The organism is Streptomyces pilosus (assembly GCF_014649835.1).
Taxonomy (GTDB): Bacteria; Actinomycetota; Actinomycetes; order Streptomycetales; family Streptomycetaceae; genus Streptomyces; species Streptomyces pilosus.
In genome coordinates, this window is the sequence record NZ_BMTU01000013.1 from 23,564 (window position 1) to 49,356 (window position 25,793).

The window sequence follows — 25,793 nt, forward strand, 5'->3', positions numbered from 1 at the left end:
CCCGTGGCCTCAGCGCCCCTGGTAGCGGGCCGCCGTGGACCGCACGGACTTCAGCTTGCTGTAGAGCTTCCCCCCTGGGCACGAGGTGTTGAACCCGTCCCGGTGACCGGAGATCACGTTCAGCCGTACCTTCTTGCCTTTGCCGTAGAGGTTGCCACCGCCGGACGTCAGGTATGTCTTGGAACCCGGATTCATGCCGTGGAGGCCGAGCTTCCAGGCGGTGAGGCGGGCCACCGCCTTCACGGCCTTGCTCGACGGCTTCTTCGCCCCGTACGAGCCGATGACCGCGATGCCCGTGGTGTTGGTGTTGAAGCCCATGGTGTGGGCGCCCTTCACCGGCTTGGCCACGCCCCCGGCGCGGCCCTCGTAGATCCTCCCGCACTTGTCGACGAGGAAGTTGTAGCCGATGTCGCGCCAGCCGAGGCTCCTGACGTGGTAGCGGTAGAAACCGCGGACAAGCGAAGGCGCCTGCGAGCAGGCGTAGTTGTTGCCGGACGCGGTGTGGTGCACGAAGGCGGCCTTGACCTTGCCGGTGTACGGGAAGCCCTTGTCCCGCAGGCTCTCGTCCGCTCCCCAGCCGCGCCGGGTGACGATGGCGGGGCGCGGGCCGATGTACGCCTTGGCCTGCTGTTCCTCGGTCAGTTCGCCCTTGCGCAGGGTGAGGAGTTCCTGCCGGGTCCGCTCGGCGTCCAGTTCGGGGATCTCGGTGGCGCCGAGCTGGACGAGTCCGGCGTTGGCGGCGGAGGCGGCGGTCGCCTCGGCGGTCATCGGCCCCGCACGCCCGTCCACGGCGTCACCGGGCGGCACGGCGGCGGCATCGTCCGCGTCCTCGGCGTCCGCGGCCGTGTCCGTGTCCGCGTCCCCGGGGTCGATGAGTTCGAGCCGCAGCCCGGACGGCACCGCCGGAACGTCCCCGGGCCCGGGCTCACCGGACTCCGCGCCGTCCACGGGTTCGGGCCGGACCCGCACCTCCACCCCGTCGGACTCCCCCACCCACAACGGCGCGGTGGCGCCCCGCACCCGCTCCGAGGCGGCCTCCGCGGAACCGGGGTCGGCCGCGTGGTCGGTGTAGTGGGTCTCCACGTCCTGCCAGTCGGACCAGCCGCCGGTGGCGGCCGCGCGGGTGCGGACCTGGACGCTGCCGTGCAGGTGGGCGGCCGGGTCGTCCCAGATGACGCCGAGCAGGGAGAAGTGCCGTACGGCACGGGGGGTGAGGCCGAGGACCGCGGCGCCGGAGGCGCGGTCGTGGGTGAGGGGCCGCAGGGGCAGCGACTGGGTGCTGCCGGGCACGTCGGACGGGTTCGTCACCGCTGCGCGCGTGGCCGCTTCTGCCGTCGGGGCCGGTCTCGCGGCCGCGGTGGCGGGCGGAGCGAGCGGAAGGGCGAGGGCGGCGGCGCAGGTGACACCGATTGAGGAAGCAAGAATTCCACGCATGCTCCTGAGCTTGGACATAGTCAGACAAATCTGTCCATCGCGGAGTTGACGGGCTGTCGGAGCCGGTTCCCCCGAACCGGTGTCCCGCGCGGAGGGTGGGCGTGGCGGGGGCCGCGTACCCTTGCGCGGGTGAACGCCACCGACCGCACCCCTGCCGACCTGCTGAGTTCCGCGCTCGCCGCGGACCCGGGACGCCCCCTGGTGACCTTCTACGACGACGCCACGGGCGAACGCGTCGAATTGTCCGTGGCCACCTTCGCCAATTGGGTGGCCAAGACGGCGAACCTCCTCCAGGACGAGCTGTCCGTCGAACCCGGCGACCGGGTGGCCCTGCTGCTGCCCGCGCACTGGCAGACGGCGGTCTGGCTGCTGGCGTGCGCGTCGGTGGGCGTGGTCGCGGACGTGGCCGGGGACCCGGCGGCGGCGGACGTGGTCGTGAGCGGTCCCGGGCCGGAGTCGCTGGACGCCGCGCGCGCCTGCCCGGGCCCGCGGATCGCGCTGGCGCTGAGGCCGCTCGGCGGACGTTTCCCGCAGCCGCCGGAAGGCTTCGCGGACTACGCGGTGGAGGTGCCCGGGCAGGGGGACCGGTTCGTGCCGTACGCGCCCGTCGATCCGGAGGAGCCGGCGCTGATCGTGGCGGGGCGGGAGTTCACCGGGGCGGAGGTGGTCGAGCGGGCGGCGGCGGAGGCGCCGGAGCTCGGTCTGACCGGTCCCGGCTCCCGGATCCTGTCGGGGCTGCCGTTCGACACCTGGGAGGGCCTGCGCACCGGCCTGTACGGCCCGCTGGCGACCGGCGGCTCGGTGGTCCTGTGCCGGAACCTGGACCGCCTCGCGGACGACGCGCTCGACCGGCGGGTGGAGAGCGAGCGGGTGACGGTCATCGCCCGCTAGGAGCCCACTGGAACCCGCCGGGAGTCCAATGGGTGCCCCCTGGAACCCGCCGGGAGTCCGCTGGGAGCCCCCTGGCAACCCGCCGGGAGCCCGCCGGGACCGGCACCCCGCACCGGGCCCCGTCCCTCCCCCGTTCGGCCCATCACCACCCGCCACGCCCCCCGCCCCGGGGCCATCGTCGTAGGCAGCGGCACGCACCACACACCCCATGCCGTCGTGGTCCCGAACGCAGGGAGGGGTGGACCGGCCATGAGCGACACCGCGGGCACGCCCTCCGGACAGCCGGCGGCGCGGGGCGCACCTGAACCCGGGCGCGCCCTGGGTCCGGGGTCGGGTTCCTCACCCACCGGGCGGGGCCGCGTCCGCCGCCGCCGGCGCTGGGCCCGCGGTACGGGACTCACGGCAGCCGCCGTCCTGGTGGCCGCTTCGGCCGCCGGGTGGGCCGTGTACATGAAACTGGACGGGAACATCACCCCGGACGAGGCGGCGGCGGCCGAACTCGAGCGGTTCGAGAAGGACCGGCCCACCGCGCTCGTCAAGGGCGCCCGGAACATCCTGCTGATCGGCTCCGACTCGCGCGCCGGGGAGGAGAACGGCCGCTACGGACGGGACCCGGGGACCGAGCGGTCGGACACCGCGATCCTGCTGCACCTGTCGGCGGGCCGGCGCAGCGCCACCGCGGTGTCGATACCCCGGGACCTGATGGTGGAGGTGCCGGGCTGCCGGCGCCCGGACGGGTCACGTTCCGAACCGGTGTTCGCCTTGTTCAACTCCGCCTTCGAGGTGGGCGGTTCCGCCTGCACGATCCGCACCGTGGAGAAGCTCACGGACATCCGCGTCGACCATCACGTGGTGGTGGACTTCGCCGGCTTCAAGGACATGGTGGACGCGGTCGACGGGGTCGAGGTGTGCCTGCGCGAGCCCATAGACGACAAGGACGCGGAACTGAGGCTCCCGGCGGGCCGGGTGACACTGACCGGGGAGCAGGCGCTCGGCTACGTACGGGCCCGCAAGACCCTGGGCGACGGCAGCGACACCAGCCGGATGGAGCGGCAGCAGCGGTTCCTCGGCGCGCTCGTCAGCAAGGTCCGCAGCAACGGCGTCCTGCTGAACCCGGTGAAGCTGTACCCCGTCCTCGACGCGGCCACGTCGTCGCTCACCACCGACCCGGAGCTGGCCAGTTTGCGCGGTTTGTACGAACTCGCGCGCGGGTTGCGCGAGATCCCCACGGAGGACGTGCAATTCCTCACCGTGCCCCGGGAGTCGTACGCGCGGGACGTGAATCGCGACCAGCTGGCGCAGCCCGCCGCGGCGGAACTGTTCGAGCGGTTGCGCACCGACTCACCCGTCGCGGTCCGTACGGAACGTGACGGAAAGGCCACGGAAAGGGAATCCGGGGAGCCGTCGGAAAACCCCTCCCCCGCCCCCACGTTCTCGGGTAACACCGCAGCCGAGGACAGCTGCGCGTAAAGGCCGCACCAAGTCAACTCGCGGACTACGAACTCGTGTCCAGGGAAATGGGCGGATTGCCCCCTTGTGAGGACGTGGAATTCGTCACCGACGTCGCCCGACAGCGATCAGGACCGTTAGTGTGAGCGCTCCGGTGCGTCCGTTCCTTCAGGTCCCTCCTGAGTTCCCGCACTGTGTGACCGAGACCCGAGCGCCTGGGAGGGGAAAGGCGCCGCGTGGCCCCGACGGAGGATTCGAGCGACCGTGGACGCGCACAGCCGTGGGCGGGGAGAGAACGTCGATCCCGCAGACCAGTGGGTACTCAATCCGGAGACCGGTGAATACGAACTGCGACTGGGTCCTTCCGCACCGCAGTCGTCGATTCCCGGCCCCCGTGGACCCCGCCCCCCGGGACCGGGGAAACCCGGCGCCGGAAATCCGCGCGGCCGTTCGGCGGCCCCGGGACGTTCGCCCGGCCGGCCCGGCCGCGGAACTCCCGAGCGGGAGACACCCGACCGTGAGGTGCCGCCGCAGCGCAGGCGCCGGACCACGCCGGAGGAGCCGCCCGGACGGCGCGGCCGCCGACCGGCGAAACAGAAGAGCAGGGCCAAGAAGGTGCTGCTGTGGGGCAGCGGCACCCTGGCCTTCCTGGTGCTCGCCACCGGCGTGGGCGGCTACCTGTACCTGGAGCACCTGAACGACAACATCACCTCCGTCTCCGACGACGGCGCGAGCACCGGTGGCTTCAGCAAGGACAAGGCGATCAACATCCTGCTGATCGGCACCGACAAGCGCACCGGCTCGGGGAACGAGGGCTACGGCGACAAGGGCAGCGCCGGGCACGCGGACACCACGATCCTGCTGCACGTCTCCAAGGACCGCTCCAACGCCACCGCGTTGAGCATCCCGCGCGACCTGATAGTCGACGTCCCCGACTGCCCCACGGAGCAGGAGGACGGCAGCCAGAAGGTGATCCCGGGCTCCCCCGGCGTCCGCTTCAACACCAGCCTCGGGCAGAGCGGCCGTACGCCCAGCTGCACCATGCGGACGGTGACGGAACTGACCGGGATCAAGCCGGACAACTTCATGGTGGCCGACTTCAACGCCGTCAAGACGCTGACCTCCGCGGTCGGTGGCGTCGAGGTGTGCCTGGCGAAGGACATCGACGACCCGGACTCGCACCTGAAGCTGCCCAAGGGCACGCACACCATCGAGGGCGAGGACGCGCTGGCGTTCGTGCGCACCCGGCACTCGGTGGGCCTCGGCGGCGACCTGAGCCGGATCGGGCTCCAGCAGCAGTTCCTGAGCGCGCTGATGCGCAAGCTCAAGTCGAACGACACGCTCACCAGCCCCTCGAAGATGGTCAAGCTGGCCGAGGCGGGCACCGAGGCGCTCACCGTCGACTCCCAGCTGGACAACATCAACAAGCTCAAGGACCTCGGCCTGGAGCTGGGCAAGCTCAACGTCAAGAACCTCACCTTCACGACCGTCCCCGTGGTGGACAACCCGGCGGAGCAGGTGAAGGCGACCGTCGTGCTCAACGACGCGAAGGCCCCCGAGGTCTTCGACCTGATCCGCAACGACGTGTCGTTCACCGAGGTCAAGCAGCAGAAGAAGAAGGAGGCGGCCGCGGTCGCCGCCCGGCTCAAGGGCGAGAAGGCGCCGGCCTCCGAGGTCCGCGTGCGGATCCTCAACGGCGGTGCCGTCGGGGGCAGCGCCCAGGCGACCCTCAGCTGGCTCCAGGTGCAGCAGGGCGTCACCAAGTCGGAGAACGCCGGCAACGCCCCCGCGCCGCTGGCCAGGACGACCCTCGAGTACGCCCCCGACCAGGCCGGCCAGGCTCGCCGGCTGGCCGAGATCATGGGGCTGTCGGGGTCGGCGCTGAAGCCCGGCGAGAGCGTCACCAACGCGCAGGGCGTGCCCGCGATGACCCTGACCCTCGGCAAGGACTTCAAGGGCGCCGGGGTGTCGCTCACGCCCCCGGACAAGGCGCCGGACAGCATCGAGAAGTCCACGGCGGACAAGGTGGAGTGCGCCAAGTAGGAGTCCGGACGGGCCCGTCACGCGTCCCGCGGGGCGCGGGCGGGCCCGTTCTCGCGCAGGGTGGGGAGAGGCGACGATGACGCGGAGCGGTGTGCAGGAGGAGGGGACCCGGCCGGGCGACGCCCCGGGCCGGCCCGGCGCCGGCGACGAGGGCCGGCCCGGCGGAGGGCCCTCCGCGGACGGTGACGACGGCTCCGGAAGACCCGGCGGCCGGGGCAGGCGCGCGCTGCGCTGGTCGGCGACGACCCTGGCGGTGCTGATACTCGGGACGGCCGGCGCCGGTTACCTGTACTACGAGCACCTCAACGGCAACATCGAGAAGGGCGAGCGCAGCAGCGGCGACTCCAAGGCGCGCAGGACCGGACCGAACGCGGCCGGGCAGACGCCCCTGAACATCCTGCTCATCGGTTCCGACAGCCGGGCCTCCGACGCCAACGTCGCGCTCGGCGGGAGCCGGGACAACCGCGGCAACCCGCCGCTGGGCGACGTGCAGATGCTGATCCACCTCGCCGCCGACCGGGAGAGCGCGGCGGTGGTGAGCGTTCCGCGCGACACCCGGGTCGACATCCCCCGGTGCACCGACCCGGTAAGCGGCGAGACCCACCCGGCGACCAACGACATCATCAACACCTCGCTGTCCCGCGGCGGCGCCGGCTGCACGCTCGCCACCTGGGAGAACCTCACCGGTGTCTACGTCGACCACTGGATGACGATCGACTTCGCCGGCGTGGTGACCATGGCCGACGCGGTCGGCGGTGTGGAGGTCTGCGTCAACCAGAACGTGTGGGACCGTCCACTGCCCGGCGTACCGGGCGGCTCGGGCCTGAAACTGGAGGCCGGGACCACCAAGGTCGAGGGCGAGCAGGCGCTGCAGTGGCTGCGCACCCGGCACGCCTGGGGCAGCGACATCCTGCGCACCCGGGCGCAGCGCATGTACATGAACTCGATGATCCGCACCCTGCGCGACCAGAACGTCTTCACCGACACCGGCCGTCTGACGGACCTGGCCGAGGCGGCGACCGAGTCGCTGAAGGTCTCCGAGGAGATCGGCTCGGTGAAGGACCTGTACGACCTGGGGATGCAGCTGAGGACGGTGCCCCCGGACCGCATCACGATGACGACGCTGCCCACGGTCGAGGACCCGCAGAACCGCAACCACCTGCTCCCGGCCGGTGCCGACGCCGAACGGCTGTGGGCCCTCCTGCGCGACGACGTGCCCTTCGACGACAAGGGCGGCAAGGCCGGCGCGGGCGACAGGACCGGCAAGGGCGGCGGCCCGTCCGCGGCGGAGGGCGGGGCGTCCTCGAAGGCGCCGGCGGCGAAGGACCCGTCCGCGCCGGACGCCGAGATCGGTGTCCTGGTGCGCAACGCCACCCGCTCCGCGACGCTGGGCCCGGTCGGCGGCCGGGCGGGCGCCGTCGCGCGGGTGCTGGCCGGCAAGGGCTTCACGCGGGCGGCACCGGACACCGCCGCCGCCTCCGCCTCCGCCGAGGAGCGGACCGTCGTGCGCTATCCCGGCGCCGCGCTGCGCGGTGACGCCGAGCGCGTCGCGACGTCACTGGGCATCCCGGCGGGTTCCGTCCGGCAGTCCGCGGACGTCACGGGCGTCACGGTGGTCGTCGGCGCGGACTGGCGCGAGGGCACCACCTACCCGAAACAGGCACCGCCCAGGGCCGGGGACCTGCCGGAGGACGCCGACGCGCTGAACGGCGCCGAGACGGGCACCTGCATGGACGTGTACAAGCCCTACCGCTGGTGACGGACCCCGCCGGCCGGACGACGGCCCGTCCGCACCGGAACGCGCACACGCCGCTCCGGTATTCGCCGAAGTCGCGGCCCGTCCCGGGGCAACTGACGGGCCCTTCGTGCGTCTAACAGGACGCAGGACGGGCCCGACGGCCGAAACGAGAGGTTCCAGGGGTGGGAAGGACGGGGGACGTGACGCAGAACGCCGCACCGGAGACGCTCCGTGACGAGGAGCGCGGACCGGGACCGGACGAGGGCCCGGCCGACGGTGACGGGGGCCCGGCCGGCGGTGACGACGGACCGCCCGGCGGTGACGACGGTCCCCGCCCGCGGCGCGCACGCCGACTGCTGCAGTGGTCCGCCGCGGTCCTCGCCCTGCTGTTGATCGGCGCCGCCGGGGCGGGATACCTCTACTACCGCCAGCTGAACGGCAACATCAAGAAGGAAGCCCTGAACCTGGGCGACAACAAGGTCGCCGAGCCGACGCCGAACGCGGCCGGCCAGACCCCGCTGAACATCCTGCTCATCGGCAGCGACGCGCGGGACAGCGAGGAGAACCAGCAACTGGGCGGCGCCCGGGAGACGTTCGGCTCCACCCCGCTCGCCGACGTGCAGATGCTGGTGCACCTGTCCGCCGACCGCACCAACATGTCCGTGATCAGCATGCCGCGCGACACCCTCGTCGAGATCCCCAAGTGCACCGACCCGGACGACGGGACGGTGTACCCGGCGAGCCGGGGGCGCGCGATGACCAACCAGAGCCTCGGTCACGGCGGTCCGGGCTGCACCGTGGCCACCTGGCAGGAGCTCACCGGCATCCACATCGACCATTTCGTCATGGTCGACTTCGCGGGCGTGGTGGCCATGGCGGACGCGGTCGGCGGCGTCCCGGTGTGCGTCGACGCCAACATCCACTCGCGCGACGGCCAGGGACACGGCTCCGGGCTGAAACTGGAGAAGGGCACGCACCCCGTCAAGGGCGAGCAGGCCCTGCAGTGGCTGCGCACCCGCTACGGCTTCGAGGACGGCAGCGACCTCGCCCGCGCCCGGGCCCAGCACATGTACATGAACTCGATGGTCCGCCAGCTGCGGGAGAACGCCACCCTGAGCAACCCGGGCAAGCTGCGCGGACTGGCCGAGAAGGCCACCGAGGCGCTCACCGTCGACCCCGGGCTCGACACCGTGAAGAAGCTGTACGACCTGAGCAACGAGCTGCGCAAGGTGGAGCCGGAGCGCATCACCATGACCACGATGCCCAACCGGTACGTGGGCGCCCGGGTGGAGCCCACCGAGGACGCCGAGAAGCTGTTCCGTCTGGTGCGCGAGGACATCGCCCTGGACGGCAGGGACGCGGCACCGCCGAAGGCCGTGGAGAAGCCCCCGGCCGACCCGTCCGCCGCCGACGCCGACATCGCCGTCCAGGTCGTCAACGGCACCCGCACCGACGCCCTGGCGCCCGCCCGCGGGCGGGCCGGCACGGTCAGCGGGCTGCTGAAGGAGAAGGGCTTCACCGGCGCGACCGCGGACACCGGCGGCGCCCTCAGCGAGAAGCGGACGTCCGTGCGCTATCCGAGCGCCGACCTGGAGGGCGACGCGCGGCGCGTGGCCGGGGCCCTCGGCATCCCGGCGGACCAGGTGAAGCGGTCCACCGAGGTGTCGGGCGTCACCCTGGTGGTGGGGGCCGACTGGCGGGAGGGCACCCGGTACGAGGCACCCGAGCGGGACGACACCACCCCCGAGTCGGCGAAGGCCCTCAACGGCGCCGACGACGGGGCGTGCATGCACGTCGACCCCGCCTTCACCTGGTGAACGCGCGGGACCCCTTCCCGGCCGGGAAGGGGCCCCGCGCGTCGCGGTGGCGTCAGGCGGCCGGCGCGTCCGCGTGGACGGCGGGACGCCGGGAGGCGATGACCTTCTTCGCCAGGGAGCGCGGGCTGGTCAGGAAGCCCCAGCCCCACGACATGTGCATGGTGGCCAGCGCCACCGGGATCTGCAGCCGCGCCTTCAGCGGCAGTCCCTTGCCGGCCGGTATGGAGCCCGCCGCGATCGCCGCGAGGTAACCGCCGGGCACGACCAGGCCCCACGGCGTGAGCAGTCCGCCGACCAGGATCCCCGCCGCGATCGCGCACACCGCGGCCGGCGGGGCGAGGTAGCGCAGGTTGATCGAACCGGAGTGGTAACGGGCCACCACGTGCCGCCAACGGCCGTAGTCCTTGTACTGCTTGGCCAGCGCCCGCACGCTCGGCCGGGGCCGGTAGGAGACCTTCAGCTCCGGCGAGAACCAGATCAGCCCGCCGGCCTCGCGGATGCGGAAGTTCAGCTCCCAGTCCTGGGCGCGGATGAACTCCACGTTGTATCCGCCCTGCTGCTCCAGCGCCTCGCGCCGGAACACCCCGAGGTACACGGTGTCGGCGGGGCCCGCCTGTCCACCGGTGTGGAAGGCGGCGTTGCCCACGCCGATCCGCGAGGTCATCGCGGCGGCGACGGCGTGCTCCCAGTCGTTCTCGCCCTCGGCGTGCATGATGCCGCCGACGTTCTGCGCACCGGTCTCCTCCAGGAGGCGCACGGCGGTGGTGATGTAGTTCGGGGAGAGCATCCCGTGCCCGTCGACGCGGACCACGACCGGATGGCGCGAGGCCTTGATCGCCGCGTTGAGGGCGGCCGGGGTGCGGCCGGTCGGATTGGGCACGGTGTGCACCCGCGGGTCCTCGGCGACGAGCTCGGCGGCGATCTCGTCCGTGCGGTCCGTGGACGGACCGAGGGCGATCACGACCTCCATCTCGCCGGCGTACTCCTGGGCGAGGATCGCGCGGACGGCGCCGCGCAGATGCCGCTCCTCGTTGAGGACGGGCATGATCACGGAAACGGCGGGGAGCCGCACGTCGGGATTGGCGTTCATAGGGGGCTCACGTTACCGCGAACGGGGGACACCGGGCGCGCGCCGGGGGGCCGTGCGCCGGGCCGCGGATCACAGCGGCCTACGGTGCTCGGGATCCCACGCACGGCCGTCGTCCGGAGGTGCCCCTTGCCCACGCCGTCACGGTCCCCCCGGCCCCGCACCGCAGCCCAGCACCCCCCGCGTCCGCCCCGCCGGGGACCGCGGCCGCCCGTGCCCCCGCGCAGGAAGCCGCGCTGGGCGCTGCGCACGGCCACCACCCTGTCGGTCGTGGTGCTCGCCTCCGCCGGGATCGGCCACGCGGTGCTCAGCGGCCTCGACGAGGACATCGCCCGGGTCGACCCGTTCCGCGACATGAAGAACCGGCCCGAGGCGGGCCACGGCATGAACATCCTGCTCGTCGGCACCGACGGCCGCGAGAAGGTCGGCCGGGCGGAACGGGAGGAGTACCGGCTCGGCGGGACGCCCTGCCACTGCACCGACACGATCATGATCGTGCACATCTCGGAGGACCGGGACCGCGCCAGCATCGTCAGCCTCCCCCGCGACTCCTACGCCGAGACTCCCCCGCACACCGACCGGGTGAGCGGCGAACAGCACCGGGGACACCCCGTCAAACTGAACGCCGCGTACGCCGAGGGCGGGCCGCAGCTGACCGTGCGCACGGTGGAGAAGATGACCCGGGTGAAGATCGACCACTACCTGGAGGTCGACTTCACCAGCTTCATGAAGACCGTCGACGTGGTCGGCGGCGTGGAGATCTGCACCGACCAGCGGCTGAAGGACGGTCACACGGGCCTCGACCTGCCGGCCGGCCGGCACACCCTCCGGGGCGGCCAGGCCCTGAGCTACGTCCGCGCCCGGCACGTCGACGGCGCCTCCGACCTCGGCCGGATGAGGCGGCAGCAGCAGTTCATGGCCGCGCTGGTGCACCGCGCCACCTCCTCCGGGATCCTGCTGAACCCGATGAAGTTCCGGGACGTCACCCGCGCGGTGCTCGGCTCGGTCCGCGCCGACGAGGGCTTCGGCACCGGTGAACTGCTGGACCTCGGCCGGGCGATGCGGGACTTCTCGCCCTCCTCCTCCGAGTTCACGACGGTGCCGATCGCGAAGATGGGGCACCTCGTGAAGGGCGTCGGCTCGACGCTGAAGTGGGACACCGCGAAGGCGGAGCACATCTTCGACGCGATCCGCCGGGACCAGCCGCTGGCCGCGCACCCCACCCGCGAGGCGGCGCGGCGGGTGCCGGTCGACCCGCAGCAGATCCGCGTGCAGGTCGAGAACGGCACCCGGACCGCGGGGCTCGGCCGGCGTGTGGACGCGGCGCTGGCGGCGACCGGCTTCGCCACCACCCGCACCCCGGCCAACGCGGCCGAACAGAACGTGGAACGCACCGTCGTCGCCTACGACCCCCGCTGGGACCGCTCCGCGAAGTCCCTCGCGGCGGCCCTGCCCGGCAGCGAACTGCGCGCGGTGAAGGGGCAGGGCCCCACGCTGAAGGTGATCGCGGGCGCCGACTTCGTCAAGGTCCACAAGGTGCGCGCCCAGGATCCGGGCCAGGGCGAGCTGGGCGTGGTACGGGGCGACGAGGTGAGCTGCTCCTGAAGCAGGGCCTGCCCTAGTCGTCGAAGCCCTCGGCGGCCCGCTTGGCGCGGAGCTCCATGATCGCCCGGCGGCGGGCCAGCCGGTGCGTGCGGCGGATCTGCGCCTCCTGGTAGCGGCGCCTGTCCTGCTCGGTCTCGGGTATCACCTGCGGCACCTGCCGCGGTTTGCCGTCGGCGTCGACGGCCGCGAACACCAGGTAGGCCGATCCGACCTGGGTGGCGGGCGTGGACTCGTTCCACCGCTCCGCCAGCACCCGCACGCCGACCTCCATCGAGGTCCGGCCGGTCCAGTTGACCTGCGCCTTCACATGGACCAGGTCACCGACCCTGACCGGCTCCAGGAAGGCCATCTCGTCCATGGAGGCGGTGACGGCCGGGCCGCCGGAGTGCCGTCCCGCGACGGCGCCCGCCGCGTCGTCCACCAATTTCATGATCACCCCGCCGTGCACCGTGCCGAGGAGGTTGGTGTCACTGTGGGTCATGATGTGGCTGAGGGTCGTACGGGATGCCGCGATGGACTTGCCCGGGATGTCCGGACGCTCCGTTGCTGCGGCTGGAGCCTGGTCTGTCATGGCCTCTACCTTATGCCGCCGTGGAGTCCGCCCTGTTTTGTGTCGGGTTCGCAACAGCGCCGCTCTGATTTTCCGACGGCCCTGTCTGGCCCGCCGTCCGGCCTGCACACTGTCTGCCATGAATGATTGGCCCGAGGCATGGTCCGACGAGAACCGCGGCAGCCGTTACGGACGCGGGAGCGCGAGCGCGCAGCCCGAGAGCGCCCGTGTCATGCGGCAGGTCCGCCGCGGCCCGGCGGCCCCTGCCGGGCAGGGCGGGTACGGCGGGGTCCCGCAGCAGCCCGCGTACGTCGACGGCCGCGGGCACGGCGGTGCGGACGGCTACGACAGCGGCTACAACACCGGCCAGGTCTACGGCACCCCCGGCGGTGGCGGCCCGGGCGGCGACGGCTACGGTCCGCAGCGCCCCGCGCCCGACTGGCGCCGCCGCATCAAGGTGACCGCCATCACGGTCGCCGCGGTGCTGGTCGTCACCACCGTCGGCACGTACTTCTGGGCCGACTCCAAGCTCAACCGCGAGGTCGACCTGTCGAAGGTGATCGAGCGGCCGGAGAAGGGCGAGGGCACCAACTACCTGATCGTCGGCTCCGACAGCCGCGCGGGCATGTCCGCCGAGGACAAGAAGAGGCTGCGCACCGGTTCCGCCGAGGGCAAGCGCACGGACTCGGTGATGATCCTGCACACCGGGGACAACGGCCCGACCCTCATCTCGCTGCCCCGTGACTCGAACGTGGAGATCCCGTCCTTCAAGGGGTCGGAGTCGGGCAAGACCTACCCCGGCACCGGCCGGCAGGTGAAGCTGAACGCCGCCTACGCCGAGGACGGACCCGAACTGCTGGTCCGCACGGTCGAGTTCAACACCGGGCTGCACATCGACCACTACGTGGAGATCGGCTTCGCCGGCTTCGCGAGCATCGTGGACGCGGTCGGCGGGGTCGAGATGGACATCCCGCAGGACATCAAGGACACCAAGTCCGGCGCCGACCTCAAGAAGGGCAGGCAGACCCTGAACGGCGAGGAGGCCCTCGCCTTCGTCCGCACCCGGTACGCGCTGGCGGGCTCGGACCTGGACCGGACGAAGAACCAGCAGAAGTTCCTCTCCGCGCTCGCCAACCAGGTGGCCACCCCGGGCACGGTCCTCAACCCGTTCAAGCTCTACCCGACGATGGGCGCGGGCCTGGACTCCCTGATCGTCGACAAGGAGATGGGCCTGTTCGACCTGGCCGACATGTTCTGGTCGATGAAGGGCGTCAGCGGCGGTGAGGGCACGTCCATGAACATGCCCATCGCGGGTTCCAGCGGCGGCAACCTGCTCTGGGACAAGGCGAAGGTGAAGCAGCTGGTGAACCAGCTCAACAACGACGAGAAGGTCACCGTCAAGGGCAACTGACGCCCGTGACGCGGTCGGGGGCTCCCCCGGCCGCGTACGGGCCGGTGCGTCACATCGTGCTGCCGGCCATGGCCCGGCACATCTCGGAGCAGCGGCGACAGGACTCCGCGCAGCGCGTCATCCGGTCGTCGTCGGGCATGGACATGCACGCCTCGGCGCACATGTCGCAGGCCTGCGCGCACATCATGCACATCTCGTTGGCCAGCGGCGAGCGGCGCATCATCATGTCCGCGCACATGCGGGTCATCTCGGAGCAGTCGATGAGCGCCCGCATGACCGGCAGCCGGGCCTCGCCGCCGGTCTGCAGGCAGGAGCTCATGGTCTCCTCGCACACGCCGTGGCAGGACATGCAGGCGGCGATGCAGTCCTGCGTCTCCTTGCTCATCGGTTCCATGGTGGGCTGCTGCTGGGTCATGGTTCCTCCCGGGGGGAAGGCGGGGGCCGGCGCTCGCCCCCCGCCCCTCCGTCCTACGCCCCTCACCCCATGACCACCACAGGAGCGGCGGGGCCTCCCCTCTCTCCCCCGGCGGGCGCCCGGTGCAGATCGTCTGCTTGGAACGACCGGCAACGGCAACAAGACGTGAGGCGCCACGGTCGGACCGACCACGCCAGGAGGACTCGACGACCGGCACAGGGAGAGAACGAGCATGACGGTACAGACCGAGAGGAAGCGGCTGCGCAGACGGCTGGAGCGGCTCATCGGCATCACCGCCACCGAGGGGAACGAACTGATCCCGCTGCGCAACGGCGACCAGATCTTCCCCGAGATGCTGGCCGCCGTCCGCGCCGCGGAGCACACGGTCGACATGATGACCTTCGTGTACTGGCGCGGCGACATCGCGCGGGAGTTCGCCGAGGCGCTGTCCGAGCGGGCCCGCGCGGGCGTGCGCGTACGGCTGCTGCTGGACGGCTTCGGCGCCAGCAAGATCGAGCGGGACCTGCTGGACGGCATGGAGCGGGCGGGCGTGCAGGTGGCCTGGTTCCGCAAGCCCACGCGGCTGTCGCCGATGCGGCAGAACCACCGCTGCCACCGCAAGGTCCTGGTCACCGACGAGCACACCGCGTTCACCGGGGGCGTCGGCATCGCCGAGGAGTGGTGCGGTGACGCCCGCAACCCGGGCGAGTGGCGCGACACGCACGTGAAGGTCAGGGGACCCGCCGTGGACGGTATAGCCGCGGCCTTCGCGCAGAACTGGGCCGAGTGCCACGACGACCTGTACGACGAGCACGACCGCTTCACCTCGCAGGAGCAGCCGGGCAACGCCACGGTGCAGGTGGTGCGGGGGTCGGCGAGCTTCGGCTGGCAGGACATGCAGACCCTGCTGCGCGTGGTGATCACCTCGGCGCAGGAGCGCTTCCGGCTGTCCACCGCCTACTTCGCGCCGGACGCGTACTTCATCGACCTGCTGGCCGCCGCCGCCCGCCGGGGGGTGCGGGTGGAGATCCTGCTGCCGGGCCCGCACACCGACCAGCGGGCCTGTCTGCTGGCCGGGCGGCAGCACTACCAGACCCTGGTCGACGCGGGCGTGGAGGTACGCGAGTACCAGCCGACCATGCTCCACACGAAGATCATCACGGTGGACGGGGTCTGTTCCCTCATCGGGTCCAGCAACTTCAACCGCCGCTCCATGGAGCACGACGAGGAGGTCATGCTGGCCGTCCTCGACGAGGACTTCACCGCGGCGCTCGACGCCGACTTCGACGCCGACCGCAAGCTGAGCGAGCCGATCGACCCGTCCCGCTGGAAGCGCCGCCCGCTGTCCGAGCGCCTCGCCGAGGCGTCGGTCGCCCCGATCCGGCGTTTCCTGTGACGGCTTGTCGTGTGACGGCGTGTTCTGTGACGGCTCGTTCCGTGACGGCGTGTCCCGTGACGGCGCGCCGATGAGTACGGCGGGCCGGTGGAGTCTTCTCCCTGTGACCGACGTTTCAGGAGGGAATCGTGCCCCAGCTGCTGAGAGTGCAGAACTTCGCCGTCTCGAGCGACGGGATCGGCGCCGGTGAGGAACAGAGCCTCGAGCGTCCGTTCGGCCATGTCGATCCCGGCCGGCTGATGGGCTGGGCCGGCGCCACCGCGAGCTGGCCCAACCGCACCGACCCCGGGGGGACGCGGGGTCTCGACGACTACTTCACCCGGGACTTCTCCCACAACATCGGCGCCGAGATCATGGGGCGCAACAAGTTCGGGCCGCAGCGCGGACCCTGGCAGGACCACGAGTGGCGCGGCTGGTGGGGCGACGAACCGCCCTTCCGCACCCCGGTGTTCGTGCTGACCCACCACCCGCGTCCGTCCTTCACGCTCTCCGACACCACGTTCCACTTCGTCGACGGCGAACCGGCCGCCGTGCTGGAACGGGCGCGGGAGGCGGCCGGGGGCAAGGACGTCCGGCTCGGCGGCGGGGTCACCACCGTCCGGGAGTTCCTCGACGCCGGTCTGGTGGACACCCTGCACGTGGCGGTGGCGCCAGTGGAGCTCGGTTCCGGACTGCGCCTGTGGGAGTCCCCCGAGGAGCTGCTCGACCGGTTCCACCTGGAGGTGGTGCCCAGCCCGAGCGGCGTCACCCACCACCTCTTCTGGAGAAGGTGAGCCGGCCGGCCGTCGGGGGGCGCGCCCGGGGACGGCAGGGGGGCGCCCGGTGACCGGGCGCCCCCTGCCGCGTCCGCCGTTACGGCAGGTTGCGGGCCATCACGATCCGCTGGACCTGGTTCGTGCCCTCGTAGATCTGCGTGATCTTCGCGTCGCGCATCATCCGCTCGACGGGGTAGTCGCGGGTGTAGCCGTAGCCGCCGAGGAGCTGGACGGCGTCGGTGGTGACCTCCATGGCGACGTCGGAGGCGAAGCACTTGGCGGCGGCGCCCTGGAAGGTCAGGTCGCTGTCGCCGCGCTCGGACTTGGCCGCGGCGGCGTAGGTCAGCTGGCGGGCGGCCTCGATCTTCATGGCCATGTCGGCGAGCATGAACTGGACGCCCTGGAAGTCGGCGATCGGCTTGCCGAACTGCTTGCGCTCCCGGACGTAGCCCTTGGCGTAGTCGAGGGCGCCCTGGGCGATGCCGAGGGCCTGCGCGGCGATGGTGATGCGGGTGTGGTCCAGCGTCTTCATCGCGGTGGCGAAGCCGGTGCCCTCCTCGCCGATCATCCGGTCCGCGGGGATGCGGACGTTGTCCAGGTAGACCTCGCGGGTCGGCGAGCCCTTGATGCCGAGCTTCTTCTCCGGGGCGCCGAAGGAGACGCCCTCGTCGGACTTCTCGACGACGAAGGCGGAGATGCCCTTGGAGCGCTTGGTGGGGTCGGTGACGGCCATCACCGTGTAGAACTCGGACTCGCCCGCGTTGGTGATCCAGCGCTTCACGCCGTTGAGGACGTAGGAGTCGCCGTCGCGGACCGCCCTGGTCTTCATGCCGGCCGCGTCCGAGCCGGCGTCCGGCTCGGAGAGGCAGTACGAGAACATGCCGTCGCCCTTGGCGAGCGGGGTCATGTACTTCTTCTTCAGCGCCTCGGAGCCGGAGAGGATGACCGGCAGCGAGCCCAGCTTGTTCACGGCGGGGATGAGGGAGGAGGACGCGCAGACGCGGGCCACCTCCTCGATCACGATCACCGTGGCGAGGGCGTCCGCGCCGGCGCCGCCGAACTCCTCGGGTACGTGCACGGCGTGCAGGTCGCCCGCGACGAGCGCGTCGAGCGCCTCCTGCGGGAAGCGTGCCTCCTCGTCCACCGCGGCGGCGTACGGCGCGATCTTCGCCTCGGCCAGCGCGCGGACGGCGTCGCGGAGCATGTCGTGCTCCTCGGACGGGCGGTACAGGTCGAAGTCAGCCGATCCGGCCAAGGTCTCTCACGCTCCAAAACGCTGCGATGCTGGGCACGCTAACTACCGTTAAGTAACTCAAATTTTATGCCTTCCTCCGCGTTCGTGGATAGGTGAGCTTGACGACAGCCGGAAGGTGCTCTTCCCCCTCCCCCGGCTATGCTCGGGCGCGCACTGCATGCCGTTTACCCCTGGAGCACCCATGGCCCTCAAGATCACCGTGATCGGCACCGGTTATCTCGGAGCGACGCACGCGGCGGCCATGGCGGAGCTGGGGTTCGAGGTGCTGGGCCTCGACGTCGTACCGGACAAGATCGACAAGCTCCGGCGCGGTGAGGTCCCGATGTACGAACCGGGGCTGGAGGAGCTGCTGCGCCGGCACGTCGCCGGGATCGAGGGGTCCACCGGGCGGCTGCGGTTCACCATGGACTGGGCCGAGGTGGGCGAGTTCGGCGACGTCCACTTCGTGTGCGTGAACACCCCGCAGCGGCACGGCGAGTACGCCTGCGACATGTCGTACGTGGACTCCGCGATCGCCTCGCTCGCGCCGCACCTGAAGGGGCCCGCGCTGGTCGTCGGCAAGTCGACGGTGCCCGTGGGCTCGGCCGACCGGCTGGCCGCCTACCTGGCGGAGCACGCCCCGGCCGGCGAGGACGCGGAGCTGGCGTGGAACCCGGAGTTCCTGCGCGAGGGCTTCGCCGTGCAGGACACTCTGCACCCGGACCGGATCGTGGTGGGCGTGCGCGGCGAGCGGGCGGAGAAGCTGCTGCGCGAGGTGTACGCCACGCCCGTCGGGGAGGGATCGCCGTTCGTGGTGACGGACTTCCCGACGGCGGAGCTGGTGAAGACCTCCGCGAACTCCTTCCTGGCCACCAAGATCTCCTTCATCAACGCGATGGCGGAACTGTGCGAGGCGACCGGCGGCGACGTCGCCCGGCTGGCGGAGGCCATCGGTCACGACGACCGGATCGGGAAGAAGTTCCTGCGGGCCGGGATCGGCTTCGGCGGCGGCTGTCTGCCCAAGGACATCCGGGCCTTCATGGCCCGCGCCGGCGAGCTGGGCGCGGACCAGGCGCTGACGTTCCTGCGGGAGATCGACTCGATCAACATGCGTCAGCGCGGCCGGATGGTGGAGCTGACGCGGCAGGCCCTGGGCGGCGGCCCGTTCCTGGGCAAGCGGGTGGCGGTGCTCGGGGCCACCTTCAAGCCGGACTCGGACGACGTCCGGGACTCGCCCGCGCTGAACGTGGCGGGACAGATCCACCTCCAGGGCGGCCAGGTCACGGTCTACGACCCCAAGGGCATGGACAACGCCCGCAGCCTCTTCCCGACGCTGGGGTACGCGGACTCGGCGCTGGAGGCGGTGCGCGGCGCCGATGTCGTCCTGCACCTGACGGAGTGGCAGGAGTTCCGGGAGGTGGACCCGGCGGAGCTGGGTGAGGTGGCGGCCGAGCGGCTGATCCTCGACGGACGCAACGCGCTCGACGCCGAGGTGTGGCGGCGGGCCGGCTGGCGCTTCCGCGCGATGGGCCGCCCGACGGCCTAGGCAGGCCCTGCCCGGGCCCCGCGCCCCGCGCCCCGACACGACGCGCGGGGGCGGGACCGGGCGGGTGGAGACGAAGGCGGTGACGCCGGTTCGGCCGAGGCTCAGTCGGCCGAACCGGCGTCCCGCTGCATTCTGCCAAACCGGGCGCGGGCGCGGCGGGGCTATGCCTCCTTCGCCCGGTACCGGCGCATCTTGGCCCGGGCGCCGCACACCTGCATGGAGCACCAGCGCCCGCGCCCGGCGGGGCTGCGGTCGTAGTACGCCCAGTGGCAGGTGGGGGCCTCGCAGGCCTTCAGCCGGCCCCAGGTGCCCGCCGTGACGCCTTCGGCGACGGCGGCGGCGACGCGGGAGAGCAGGGGCCCGTCGTCGACCGGCGCGAGGGCGGCCGAGCCGTCGGCGGGGTCGACCGTGACCACCAGGGGCGCCCGGGCCAGCAGCTCGCCCAGCGGGGTGACGGCGCGGTGCGGGGAGTGGCCGGCGTGGGCGAGGAGGGCCGCGCGCAGCGACTCGCGCAGTTCGCGGGCGGGACCGGCGGTGTCCTCGGTGAGACCGAAGGGCGCGCGGCCCTGAGGAGTGTCCAGCGCGTCGCCGCCCGTCTCCAGGTCGAGGGTGTTGACCAGGGCCTGGACCAGGGCCAGCCTCCCGGGCGGGTCCGCTCTCTCGCTCATGTCTGGACGGTACCTCCCAGGTCCCCCTTATCCGCTTGCGGCGTTACCCCCTATGGTGCAGCATGCAGTAACGGTTACCGGTTACCCCTCTTTATGGGTAACTCCCGAAACTCCGAGGAGGAGTCATGTCCGTCGCCTCAGTGGGCGCCGTCGTCCTGGACTGTCCCGACCCGCGTGCGCTGGCCGGGTTCTACGCCGCGGTCGTGGGCGGCACGGTGGAGGGTGAGGGCCGCTGGGTGGACCTGAAGGTGCCCGGTGGTCCGGTCCTGTCCTTCCAGGAGGCACCCGGGTACGTACCGCCGCGGTGGCCGGAGGCGGACCGCTCGCAGCAGTTCCACCTGGACCTGACCGTGCAGGACCTGGACGCGGCGGAGAAGGAGGTGCTGGCGCTCGGCGCGAAGCCGCTGGACACCGCGGACGGCTCACGGGACTTCCGGGTTTACGCGGACCCGGCCGGGCACCCGTTCTGCCTGTGCGCCTGCTGACTCCTGGAGGGATGCATGACCGCCGTGGCACGTCTGCGCAGTGTCGTCCTCGACTGCCCCGATCCGCGCGAGCTGGCCGTCTTCTACGCGGCCGTCGGCGGCGGCACGCCGGTGGAGGAGGACCCGGACTGGGTGGTGCTGGAGCTGCCGGCGGGCCCGCGGCTGGCCTTCCAGCGGGCACCCGGCCACACCCCGCCCGCCTGGCCGCGCGCCGACCACGGCTCCCAGCAGTTCCACCTCGACTTCGACGCCGGGGGCACCTGGGAGGAGCTGGACGCGGCCGAGGAGAAGGTGCTGGCGCTCGGGGCACGGGTGCTGGACCGGGAGGACTACGAGACCAAGGACTTCCGGGTGTACGCCGATCCCGCGGGCCATCCGTTCTGCCTCTGCCGGATCGAACAGCCCTGACGGGCCCGGCCGTCCCGGCGGCCCGGCCCGCCCGGCGGCTCAGCCGTCCAGTGCGGTGATCGTCGCCGTGGACGGCGGGCGGCGCTGCTGGGCGGTGTGGGCCGCGAAGTCCGCACCGCGCAGCACCCGCTGGACGTTGCCCCAGGTCAACAGGGCCACGTCGGACTCCTCCCAGCCGCGCCGCAACAGCTCGGCGATCAGCCTGGGGTAGCAGGAGGTGTCGTGCAGCTCCTGCGGGTGGGCGCTGCCGGTGTCGTAGGTGCCGGACAGGCCCACGCACTCCGGCCCGGCGAGGCTGCGGACGTGGTCGAGGTGGTCGGCGACGTCCCGGACGCCCGGGCCGGCCTGCTCGGCGGTCAGCGGCACCAGGCACAGCCCCTTGGCCCGGCCCACCTCGGCGAGCAGGTCGTCGGGGAGGTTGGCCGGGTGGGGGCGCAGGGCGCGGGCGGCCGAGCGGGTGAACAGCACGGGCGCCTTGGAGAGGGTGAGGACCCGGCGGATCGTCGGGGTCGAGGCGTGGGAGAGGTCGGGCACTATCCCGACCCGGTTCATCTCCCGCACGACCTCCTCGCCGAACCGGGTGAGCCCCGCGGCGCCGGCCCAGGAGGTGCCGGCCAGGGTGAGGACGCGCAGCCCGAGGGTGTGCAGCGAGCGCAGGACGCTCAGGGAGTCGCCGAGGGCGGCGGCGCCAGCGGGGCCGAACAGGACGGCGACCCGGCCGCAGTTGCGCGCGTCGGCCACCTCCCCGGCGGTCCGGGCGGGCCGCAGGCCCTGCTCGTGGGCGGCGACCACCGCCTTCGCCAGGTCCAGCTGCTCCAGGGTGGCGCCGACGGCCCCGTCGCCGCCCGGCCCCCCGGGCAGGTGCAGCGACCAGAACACGGCCCCGACCTGGCCCTTGCGCAGCCGGGGCACGTCCGCGTCGACGGCGCTCTCCCCGAGGTCGAGGTCGTACCAGGGCAGCCGGCGCAGCGCCGCGGGCAGGCCGCTGTAGCCGTCGGCGACGGGGTGGGCGGCGAGGACGGCACGGGCGCGGGTCAGCGGGGTGTCGTCCGGGTCGGAGACGGGCTCGTAGTCCTCCGGCCCGACCACCACCGCCTCCTCGGGCAGCGGATCGTCGACACGGCCGACCTCGGCGGCGGAATGCAGGTCGTCCTGGAGATCGGCCATCACGGGCTCCGTACGTCGTGACCTCGGCAGTACGGCCACCGTCGCATGGAGCACCGGGCGGGTTCCTGGTGAACGCGCCGTTCGGGGGTACGGGGCGCCCGGGGACCCCCGGGACCCCAGGACCCCCGGGTCAGCCGTCCAGCGACGCGAGGGTGGCGTGGGACGGGGCCCGGCTCGCGCGGAGGTCACGGGAGACGTCCTCCGCGGCACCCAGCACCCGTACCGCGTTCTGCCAGGTCAGCTTGGCCAGGTCGGGCCGGGACCAGCCGCGGTCGAGGAGCTCGGCGATCAGGTTCGGGTAGGCGGAGACGTCACCGAGGCCGTCGGGGGTGAAGGCCGTGCCGTCGTAGTCGCCGCCGATGCCGAGGTGGTCGATGCCGGCGACCTCACGCATGTGGTCGAGGTGGTCGGCCACCGTGGACACCGTCGCCACCGGGCGCGGGTGGGTCTCCTCGAAGGCGCGGTGCACCTTCATCCCCTCGGCCGTGGTGTCGAGGTGGTGGAAGCCGTGCGCGCGCATGTTCTCGTCGGCCGCGGCCGTCCAGTCGACGGCCGCCTGGAGCACGAACTTCGGCACGAACGTCACCATGGCGACGCCGCCGTTGGCGGGCAGCCGCTCCAGGACGTCGTCCGGGATGTTGCGCGGGTGGTCGCAGACCGCGCGGGCGGAGGAGTGGGAGAAGATCACCGGCGCGGACGTGGCGTCCAGCGCGTCCCGCATGGTCGTCGCGGCGACGTGGGAGAGGTCGACCAGCATGCCGAGCCGGTTCATCTCCCGCACCACCTCGCGGCCGAACGCCGACAGGCCGCCCACCCCGGGCTCGTCCGTCGCCGAGTCCGCCCACGCCACGTTGTGGTTGTGGGTGAGCGTCAGGTAGCGCACGCCGAGGTCGTACAACCCCCGCAGCACGCCCAGGGAGTCGCCGATGGAGTGGCCGCCCTCCGCGCCCATCAGGGAGGCGATGCGGCCCTCGGCGCGTGCCGCCTCCATGTCGGCGGCGGTCAGCGCGGGCGCCAGGTCCCGCGGGTGACGCTCCAGCAGCCGCCGTACGCAGTCGATCTGTTCCAGGGTGGCCGGCACCGGGTCGGGCTGGTCCGCGCGGACGTACACCGACCAGAACTGCGCCCCGACCCCGCCCGCGCGCAGCCGGGGGATGTCGGTGTGCAGGTGGGCGGACTGGTCGCCGGCGATGTCGCGGGCCGCGAGGTCGTAGCGGACCTGTTCGCGCAGCGCCCACGGCAGGTCGTTGTGCCCGTCGACGACGGGGAACTCGGCCAGCAGCGCGCGGGCGTCGTCGAGGGACGTCATGGCAGCCACCCCGCTCACTTGCCGAAGCCGAAGCCACCGCCGGAGCCCTCGGCCCTGGCGCGCAGCCGCTTGCCCTTCTCGGTGGCCTGGTCGTTCAGCTCCTGCTGGAACTCCCGCATGCGGCCGAGCAGTTCCTCGTCGTGGGCGGCGAGGATGCGGGCCGCGAGCAGGCCCGCGTTGCGCGCGCCGGCCACGGAGACGGTGGCGACCGGGACACCGGCCGGCATCTGCACGATGGACAGCAGCGAGTCCATGCCGTCCAGGTACTTCAGCGGCACGGGCACGCCGATGACGGGCAGCGGGGTGACGGAGGCGAGCATGCCGGGCAGGTGGGCGGCGCCGCCCGCACCCGCGATGATCACCTTGAGCCCGCGGTCCGCGGCCTGCTCGCCGTACGCGATCATCTCGCGGGGCATGCGGTGCGCGGAGACGACGTCGACCTCGTAGTCCACCTCGAACTCGTCGAGGGCCTTCGCCGCCGCCTCCATGACGGGCCAGTCGGAGTCCGACCCCATGACGATGCCCACCGAGGGGACGGCGCTCGTGGCGGGGCGGGGGTCGGGAGACGGGTGGGCCGGGCTCATTCGGTGATCGTGCCTCTCAGGTAACCGGCTGCGTGACGGGCGCGCTCCAGCACGTCGTCCAGGTCGTCGCCGTAGGTGTTGACGTGGCCCACCTTGCGTCCGGGCTTCACGTCCTTGCCGTACATGTGGATCTTCAGCTGGGGGTCGCGGGCCATGCAGTGCAGGTACGCGGAGTACATGTCCGGGTAGTCGCCGCCGAGCACGTTGACCATGACCGTCCACTTCGCGCGCGGGCGCGGGTCGCCGAGCGGGAGGTCGAGCACGGCGCGGACGTGGTTGGCGAACTGCGAGGTGATCGCGCCGTCCATGGACCAGTGGCCGGAGTTGTGCGGGCGCATCGCGAGTTCGTTGACCAGGATGCGGCCGTCGCGGGTCTGGAACAGCTCGACCGCGAGGTGCCCGACGACGCCGAGTTCCTTGGCGATGTTCAGCGCCATCTCCTCGGCGCGCAGCGCGAGCTCCTCGTCGAGGTCCGGCGCGGGCGCGATCACCGTGTCGCAGACGCCGCCCACCTGCTGCGACTCCACGACCGGGTAGGCCACGGCCTGGCCGTGCGGGGAGCGGACCACGTTGGCGGCCAGCTCGCGCACGAAGTCGACCTTCTCCTCGGCGAGGACGGCGACCCCCGCCCTGAACGGCTCGGCGGCCTCCTCGGCGGAGTCGACGACCCACACGCCCTTGCCGTCGTAGCCGCCGCGGACCGTCTTGAGGACGACGGGGAAGCCCTCCCCCTCGGCCGCGAACGCCGCCACGTCCTCGGGGTCGGCGACGATGCGGTGCCGTGGGCACGGCACGCCGATCGCGTCGAGCTTCGCGCGCATCACGCCCTTGTCCTGGGCGTGCACCAGCGCGTCGGGGCCGGGGCGGACGGGGATGCCGTCCGCCTCCAGGGCCCTGAGGTGCTCGGTGGGCACGTGCTCGTGGTCGAACGTGATCACGTCGCAGCCGCGTGCGAAGGCGCGCAGCGTCTCCAGGTCGCGGTAGTCGCCGACGACGACATCGCCGACGACCTGCGCCGCGGAATCCTGCGGAGTGTCACTGAGGAGCTTGAACCTGATGCCGAGCGGGATGCCCGCCTCGTGTGTCATACGAGCGAGCTGGCCACCGCCGACCATGCCGACTACCGGGAACGTCACGAGCCCAGGGTATCGGCACGCGCCACGGTGGCCGATTTCGCGCCCGTCGGGCGGCACGGAGCGGCGATCACGGCCCGCGTCCGCAGGAAGATCGCGCGGGTGGGTGGTTAGCATGGCGGGGTTGACGCATTCGACGGACGGGAGCCGGCAGGCGATGGAACGCGGTTCCTCGGGGCTTCGACGATTCTTCCCGGAAGTGGCCAAGTTCGGCGCGGTGGGGGGAGCCGGCGTCCTGGTCAACCTGGGCGTGTTCAACCTGGTCAGGCAGGTGACCGACCTCCAGGTGGTCCGGGCGGGCGTCATCGCCACGATCGTGGCGATCGTCTTCAACTACGTCGGTTTCCGGTACTTCACCTACCGGGACCGGGACAAGTCCGGGCGCACCCGGGAGATGTCCCTGTTCCTGCTGTTCAGCGCCATCGGCCTGGTGATCGAGAACGGCGTCCTGTACGCGGCGACGTACGGCTTCGGCTGGGACAGCCCGCTGCAGAGCAACATCTTCAAGTTCCTCGGCATCGGTGTCGCGACGCTCTTCCGCTTCTGGTCCTACCGCACGTGGGTGTTCCGCGCGCTCCCGGCCCGCGGGCCGGTCGCGGGGTCCCGGCCGGTCGCCACGGGCCGCGAGCCTAAGCAGCGGGTGCCGTAGCGCCTGCCGGCCGGGCGGG

Annotated in this window: 23 protein-coding genes; 13 read left to right on the plus strand and 10 right to left on the minus strand. The window is 72.2% G+C overall.

The genetic code is table 11. The features are described from left to right. Positions 1-9 precede the first annotated feature (9 nt). Positions 10-1,434, minus strand: a complete 1,425-nt coding sequence (locus IE118_RS26615) for a peptidoglycan recognition protein family protein (protein ID WP_189560595.1) — start codon at positions 1,432-1,434, stop codon at positions 10-12. A gap of 129 nt (positions 1,435-1,563) precedes the next feature. On the opposite strand from IE118_RS26615, the gene IE118_RS26620 reads away from it, so the two are divergent. The 5 genes from IE118_RS26620 to IE118_RS26640 all read left to right on the plus strand — a co-directional run bounded on the left by IE118_RS26620 (position 1,564) and on the right by IE118_RS26640 (position 9,372). Beyond that, entirely contained in the window at positions 1,564-2,325 is a 762-nt protein-coding gene (locus IE118_RS26620) for a TIGR03089 family protein (RefSeq protein WP_189560596.1), read from the plus strand. A 249-nt stretch (positions 2,326-2,574) separates the two neighbouring features. After that, positions 2,575-3,795, plus strand: coding sequence for an LCP family protein (locus IE118_RS26625; protein ID WP_189560597.1), 1,221 nt, complete (start codon positions 2,575-2,577; stop codon positions 3,793-3,795). A 243-nt stretch (positions 3,796-4,038) separates the two neighbouring features. Next, entirely contained in the window at positions 4,039-5,817 is a 1,779-nt protein-coding gene (locus IE118_RS26630) for an LCP family protein (protein WP_189560598.1), read from the plus strand. Positions 5,818-5,893: 76 nt separating this feature from the next. Then, positions 5,894-7,576, plus strand: coding sequence for an LCP family protein (locus tag IE118_RS26635; protein ID WP_189560599.1), 1,683 nt, complete (start codon positions 5,894-5,896; stop codon positions 7,574-7,576). Between the two features lie 179 nt (positions 7,577-7,755). After that, positions 7,756-9,372, plus strand: a complete 1,617-nt coding sequence (locus IE118_RS26640; RefSeq protein WP_189560600.1) for an LCP family protein — start codon at positions 7,756-7,758, stop codon at positions 9,370-9,372. A 52-nt stretch (positions 9,373-9,424) separates the two neighbouring features. Here the strand turns inward: IE118_RS26640 and IE118_RS26645 are convergent, their stop codons facing one another. Beyond that, entirely contained in the window at positions 9,425-10,462 is a 1,038-nt protein-coding gene (locus IE118_RS26645; protein ID WP_189560601.1) for a glycosyltransferase family 2 protein, read from the minus strand. A 126-nt stretch (positions 10,463-10,588) separates the two neighbouring features. Between IE118_RS26645 and IE118_RS26650 the strand changes: the two genes are divergently transcribed. Next, positions 10,589-12,064: an LCP family protein gene (locus tag IE118_RS26650; RefSeq protein WP_189560602.1), complete on the plus strand. Its 1,476-nt coding sequence runs from the start codon at positions 10,589-10,591 to the stop codon at positions 12,062-12,064. 13 nt (positions 12,065-12,077) lie between these two features. On the opposite strand, the gene IE118_RS26655 is transcribed toward IE118_RS26650, so the two are convergent. After that, the gene (locus IE118_RS26655; protein WP_189560603.1) at positions 12,078-12,635 is read right to left on the minus strand and encodes an acyl-CoA thioesterase; all 558 of its coding nucleotides are present in this window, start codon (positions 12,633-12,635) and stop codon (positions 12,078-12,080) included. A gap of 118 nt (positions 12,636-12,753) precedes the next feature. Here IE118_RS26655 and IE118_RS26660 point away from each other — a divergent pair, with 118 nt between their 5' ends. Further along, complete coding sequence (locus IE118_RS26660; RefSeq protein ID WP_189560604.1) at positions 12,754-14,025, plus strand: LCP family protein; 1,272 nt, start codon at positions 12,754-12,756, stop codon at positions 14,023-14,025. A gap of 49 nt (positions 14,026-14,074) precedes the next feature. On the opposite strand, the gene IE118_RS26665 is transcribed toward IE118_RS26660, so the two are convergent. Then, on the minus strand, positions 14,075-14,440 hold the full coding sequence (locus IE118_RS26665) for a four-helix bundle copper-binding protein (protein ID WP_189560605.1): 366 nt from the start codon (positions 14,438-14,440) through the stop codon (positions 14,075-14,077). A 232-nt stretch (positions 14,441-14,672) separates the two neighbouring features. On the opposite strand from IE118_RS26665, the gene IE118_RS26670 reads away from it, so the two are divergent. After that, entirely contained in the window at positions 14,673-15,836 is a 1,164-nt protein-coding gene (locus IE118_RS26670; RefSeq protein ID WP_189560606.1) for a phospholipase D-like domain-containing protein, read from the plus strand. Between the two features lie 128 nt (positions 15,837-15,964). Continuing rightward, positions 15,965-16,609 (plus strand): dihydrofolate reductase family protein, encoded by a 645-nt coding sequence (locus IE118_RS26675; RefSeq protein ID WP_189560607.1) that lies wholly within the window; start codon positions 15,965-15,967, stop codon positions 16,607-16,609. Positions 16,610-16,688: 79 nt separating this feature from the next. Here IE118_RS26675 and IE118_RS26680 read toward each other — a convergent pair whose 3' ends face one another. After that, positions 16,689-17,846, minus strand: a complete 1,158-nt coding sequence (locus tag IE118_RS26680; RefSeq protein WP_189560608.1) for an acyl-CoA dehydrogenase — start codon at positions 17,844-17,846, stop codon at positions 16,689-16,691. A gap of 181 nt (positions 17,847-18,027) precedes the next feature. Here IE118_RS26680 and IE118_RS26685 point away from each other — a divergent pair, with 181 nt between their 5' ends. Beyond that, a complete protein-coding gene (locus tag IE118_RS26685) occupies positions 18,028-19,371 on the plus strand; it encodes a UDP-glucose dehydrogenase family protein (RefSeq protein WP_189560609.1) in 1,344 nt (447 codons plus the stop codon). A 161-nt stretch (positions 19,372-19,532) separates the two neighbouring features. Here IE118_RS26685 and IE118_RS26690 read toward each other — a convergent pair whose 3' ends face one another. Further along, positions 19,533-20,039, minus strand: a complete 507-nt coding sequence (locus IE118_RS26690; RefSeq protein WP_189560610.1) for a CGNR zinc finger domain-containing protein — start codon at positions 20,037-20,039, stop codon at positions 19,533-19,535. 125 nt (positions 20,040-20,164) lie between these two features. Here IE118_RS26690 and IE118_RS26695 point away from each other — a divergent pair, with 125 nt between their 5' ends. Then, the gene (locus tag IE118_RS26695; protein ID WP_189560611.1) at positions 20,165-20,524 is read left to right on the plus strand and encodes a VOC family protein; all 360 of its coding nucleotides are present in this window, start codon (positions 20,165-20,167) and stop codon (positions 20,522-20,524) included. A gap of 15 nt (positions 20,525-20,539) precedes the next feature. After that, entirely contained in the window at positions 20,540-20,932 is a 393-nt protein-coding gene (locus IE118_RS26700; RefSeq protein ID WP_189560612.1) for a VOC family protein, read from the plus strand. Positions 20,933-20,971: 39 nt separating this feature from the next. Here IE118_RS26700 and IE118_RS26705 read toward each other — a convergent pair whose 3' ends face one another. The 4 genes from IE118_RS26705 to IE118_RS26720 all read right to left on the minus strand — a co-directional run bounded on the left by IE118_RS26705 (position 20,972) and on the right by IE118_RS26720 (position 25,128). Then, on the minus strand, positions 20,972-22,099 hold the full coding sequence (locus tag IE118_RS26705) for a dipeptidase (protein WP_189560613.1): 1,128 nt from the start codon (positions 22,097-22,099) through the stop codon (positions 20,972-20,974). 130 nt (positions 22,100-22,229) lie between these two features. Beyond that, entirely contained in the window at positions 22,230-23,408 is a 1,179-nt protein-coding gene (locus IE118_RS26710; protein WP_189560614.1) for a dipeptidase, read from the minus strand. Positions 23,409-23,422: 14 nt separating this feature from the next. Further along, entirely contained in the window at positions 23,423-23,992 is a 570-nt protein-coding gene (purE, locus tag IE118_RS26715) for a 5-(carboxyamino)imidazole ribonucleotide mutase (protein ID WP_189560615.1), read from the minus strand. Beyond that, positions 23,989-25,128, minus strand: a complete 1,140-nt coding sequence (locus IE118_RS26720; RefSeq protein WP_189560616.1) for a 5-(carboxyamino)imidazole ribonucleotide synthase — start codon at positions 25,126-25,128, stop codon at positions 23,989-23,991. The genes purE and IE118_RS26720 overlap by 4 nt, the downstream gene beginning before the upstream one ends. 154 nt (positions 25,129-25,282) lie before the next feature. On the opposite strand from IE118_RS26720, the gene IE118_RS26725 reads away from it, so the two are divergent. Then, entirely contained in the window at positions 25,283-25,774 is a 492-nt protein-coding gene (locus IE118_RS26725; RefSeq protein WP_189560752.1) for a GtrA family protein, read from the plus strand. Positions 25,775-25,793 lie beyond the last annotated feature (19 nt).

What these genes read in the sequence shown, in the direction of transcription:
- IE118_RS26690 (WP_189560610.1), bottom strand. Translation starts at nt 20,039, where the DNA reads ATGAGCGAGAGAGCGGACCCGCCCGGGAGGCTGGCCCTGGTCCAGGCC.
- IE118_RS26670 (WP_189560606.1), top strand. Translation starts at nt 14,673, where the DNA reads ATGACGGTACAGACCGAGAGGAAGCGGCTGCGCAGACGGCTGGAGCGG.
- IE118_RS26700 (WP_189560612.1), top strand. Translation starts at nt 20,540, where the DNA reads ATGACCGCCGTGGCACGTCTGCGCAGTGTCGTCCTCGACTGCCCCGAT.
- IE118_RS26635 (WP_189560599.1), top strand. Translation starts at nt 5,894, where the DNA reads ATGACGCGGAGCGGTGTGCAGGAGGAGGGGACCCGGCCGGGCGACGCC.
- IE118_RS26685 (WP_189560609.1), top strand. Translation starts at nt 18,028, where the DNA reads ATGGCCCTCAAGATCACCGTGATCGGCACCGGTTATCTCGGAGCGACG.
- IE118_RS26725 (WP_189560752.1), top strand. Translation starts at nt 25,283, where the DNA reads ATGGAACGCGGTTCCTCGGGGCTTCGACGATTCTTCCCGGAAGTGGCC.
- IE118_RS26665 (WP_189560605.1), bottom strand. Translation starts at nt 14,440, where the DNA reads ATGACCCAGCAGCAGCCCACCATGGAACCGATGAGCAAGGAGACGCAG.
- purE (WP_189560615.1), bottom strand. Translation starts at nt 23,992, where the DNA reads ATGAGCCCGGCCCACCCGTCTCCCGACCCCCGCCCCGCCACGAGCGCC.
- IE118_RS26655 (WP_189560603.1), bottom strand. Translation starts at nt 12,635, where the DNA reads ATGACAGACCAGGCTCCAGCCGCAGCAACGGAGCGTCCGGACATCCCG.
- IE118_RS26705 (WP_189560613.1), bottom strand. Translation starts at nt 22,099, where the DNA reads ATGGCCGATCTCCAGGACGACCTGCATTCCGCCGCCGAGGTCGGCCGT.
- IE118_RS26710 (WP_189560614.1), bottom strand. Translation starts at nt 23,408, where the DNA reads ATGACGTCCCTCGACGACGCCCGCGCGCTGCTGGCCGAGTTCCCCGTC.
- IE118_RS26660 (WP_189560604.1), top strand. Translation starts at nt 12,754, where the DNA reads ATGAATGATTGGCCCGAGGCATGGTCCGACGAGAACCGCGGCAGCCGT.
- IE118_RS26695 (WP_189560611.1), top strand. Translation starts at nt 20,165, where the DNA reads ATGTCCGTCGCCTCAGTGGGCGCCGTCGTCCTGGACTGTCCCGACCCG.
- IE118_RS26615 (WP_189560595.1), bottom strand. Translation starts at nt 1,434, where the DNA reads ATGCGTGGAATTCTTGCTTCCTCAATCGGTGTCACCTGCGCCGCCGCC.
- IE118_RS26645 (WP_189560601.1), bottom strand. Translation starts at nt 10,462, where the DNA reads ATGAACGCCAATCCCGACGTGCGGCTCCCCGCCGTTTCCGTGATCATG.
- IE118_RS26625 (WP_189560597.1), top strand. Translation starts at nt 2,575, where the DNA reads ATGAGCGACACCGCGGGCACGCCCTCCGGACAGCCGGCGGCGCGGGGC.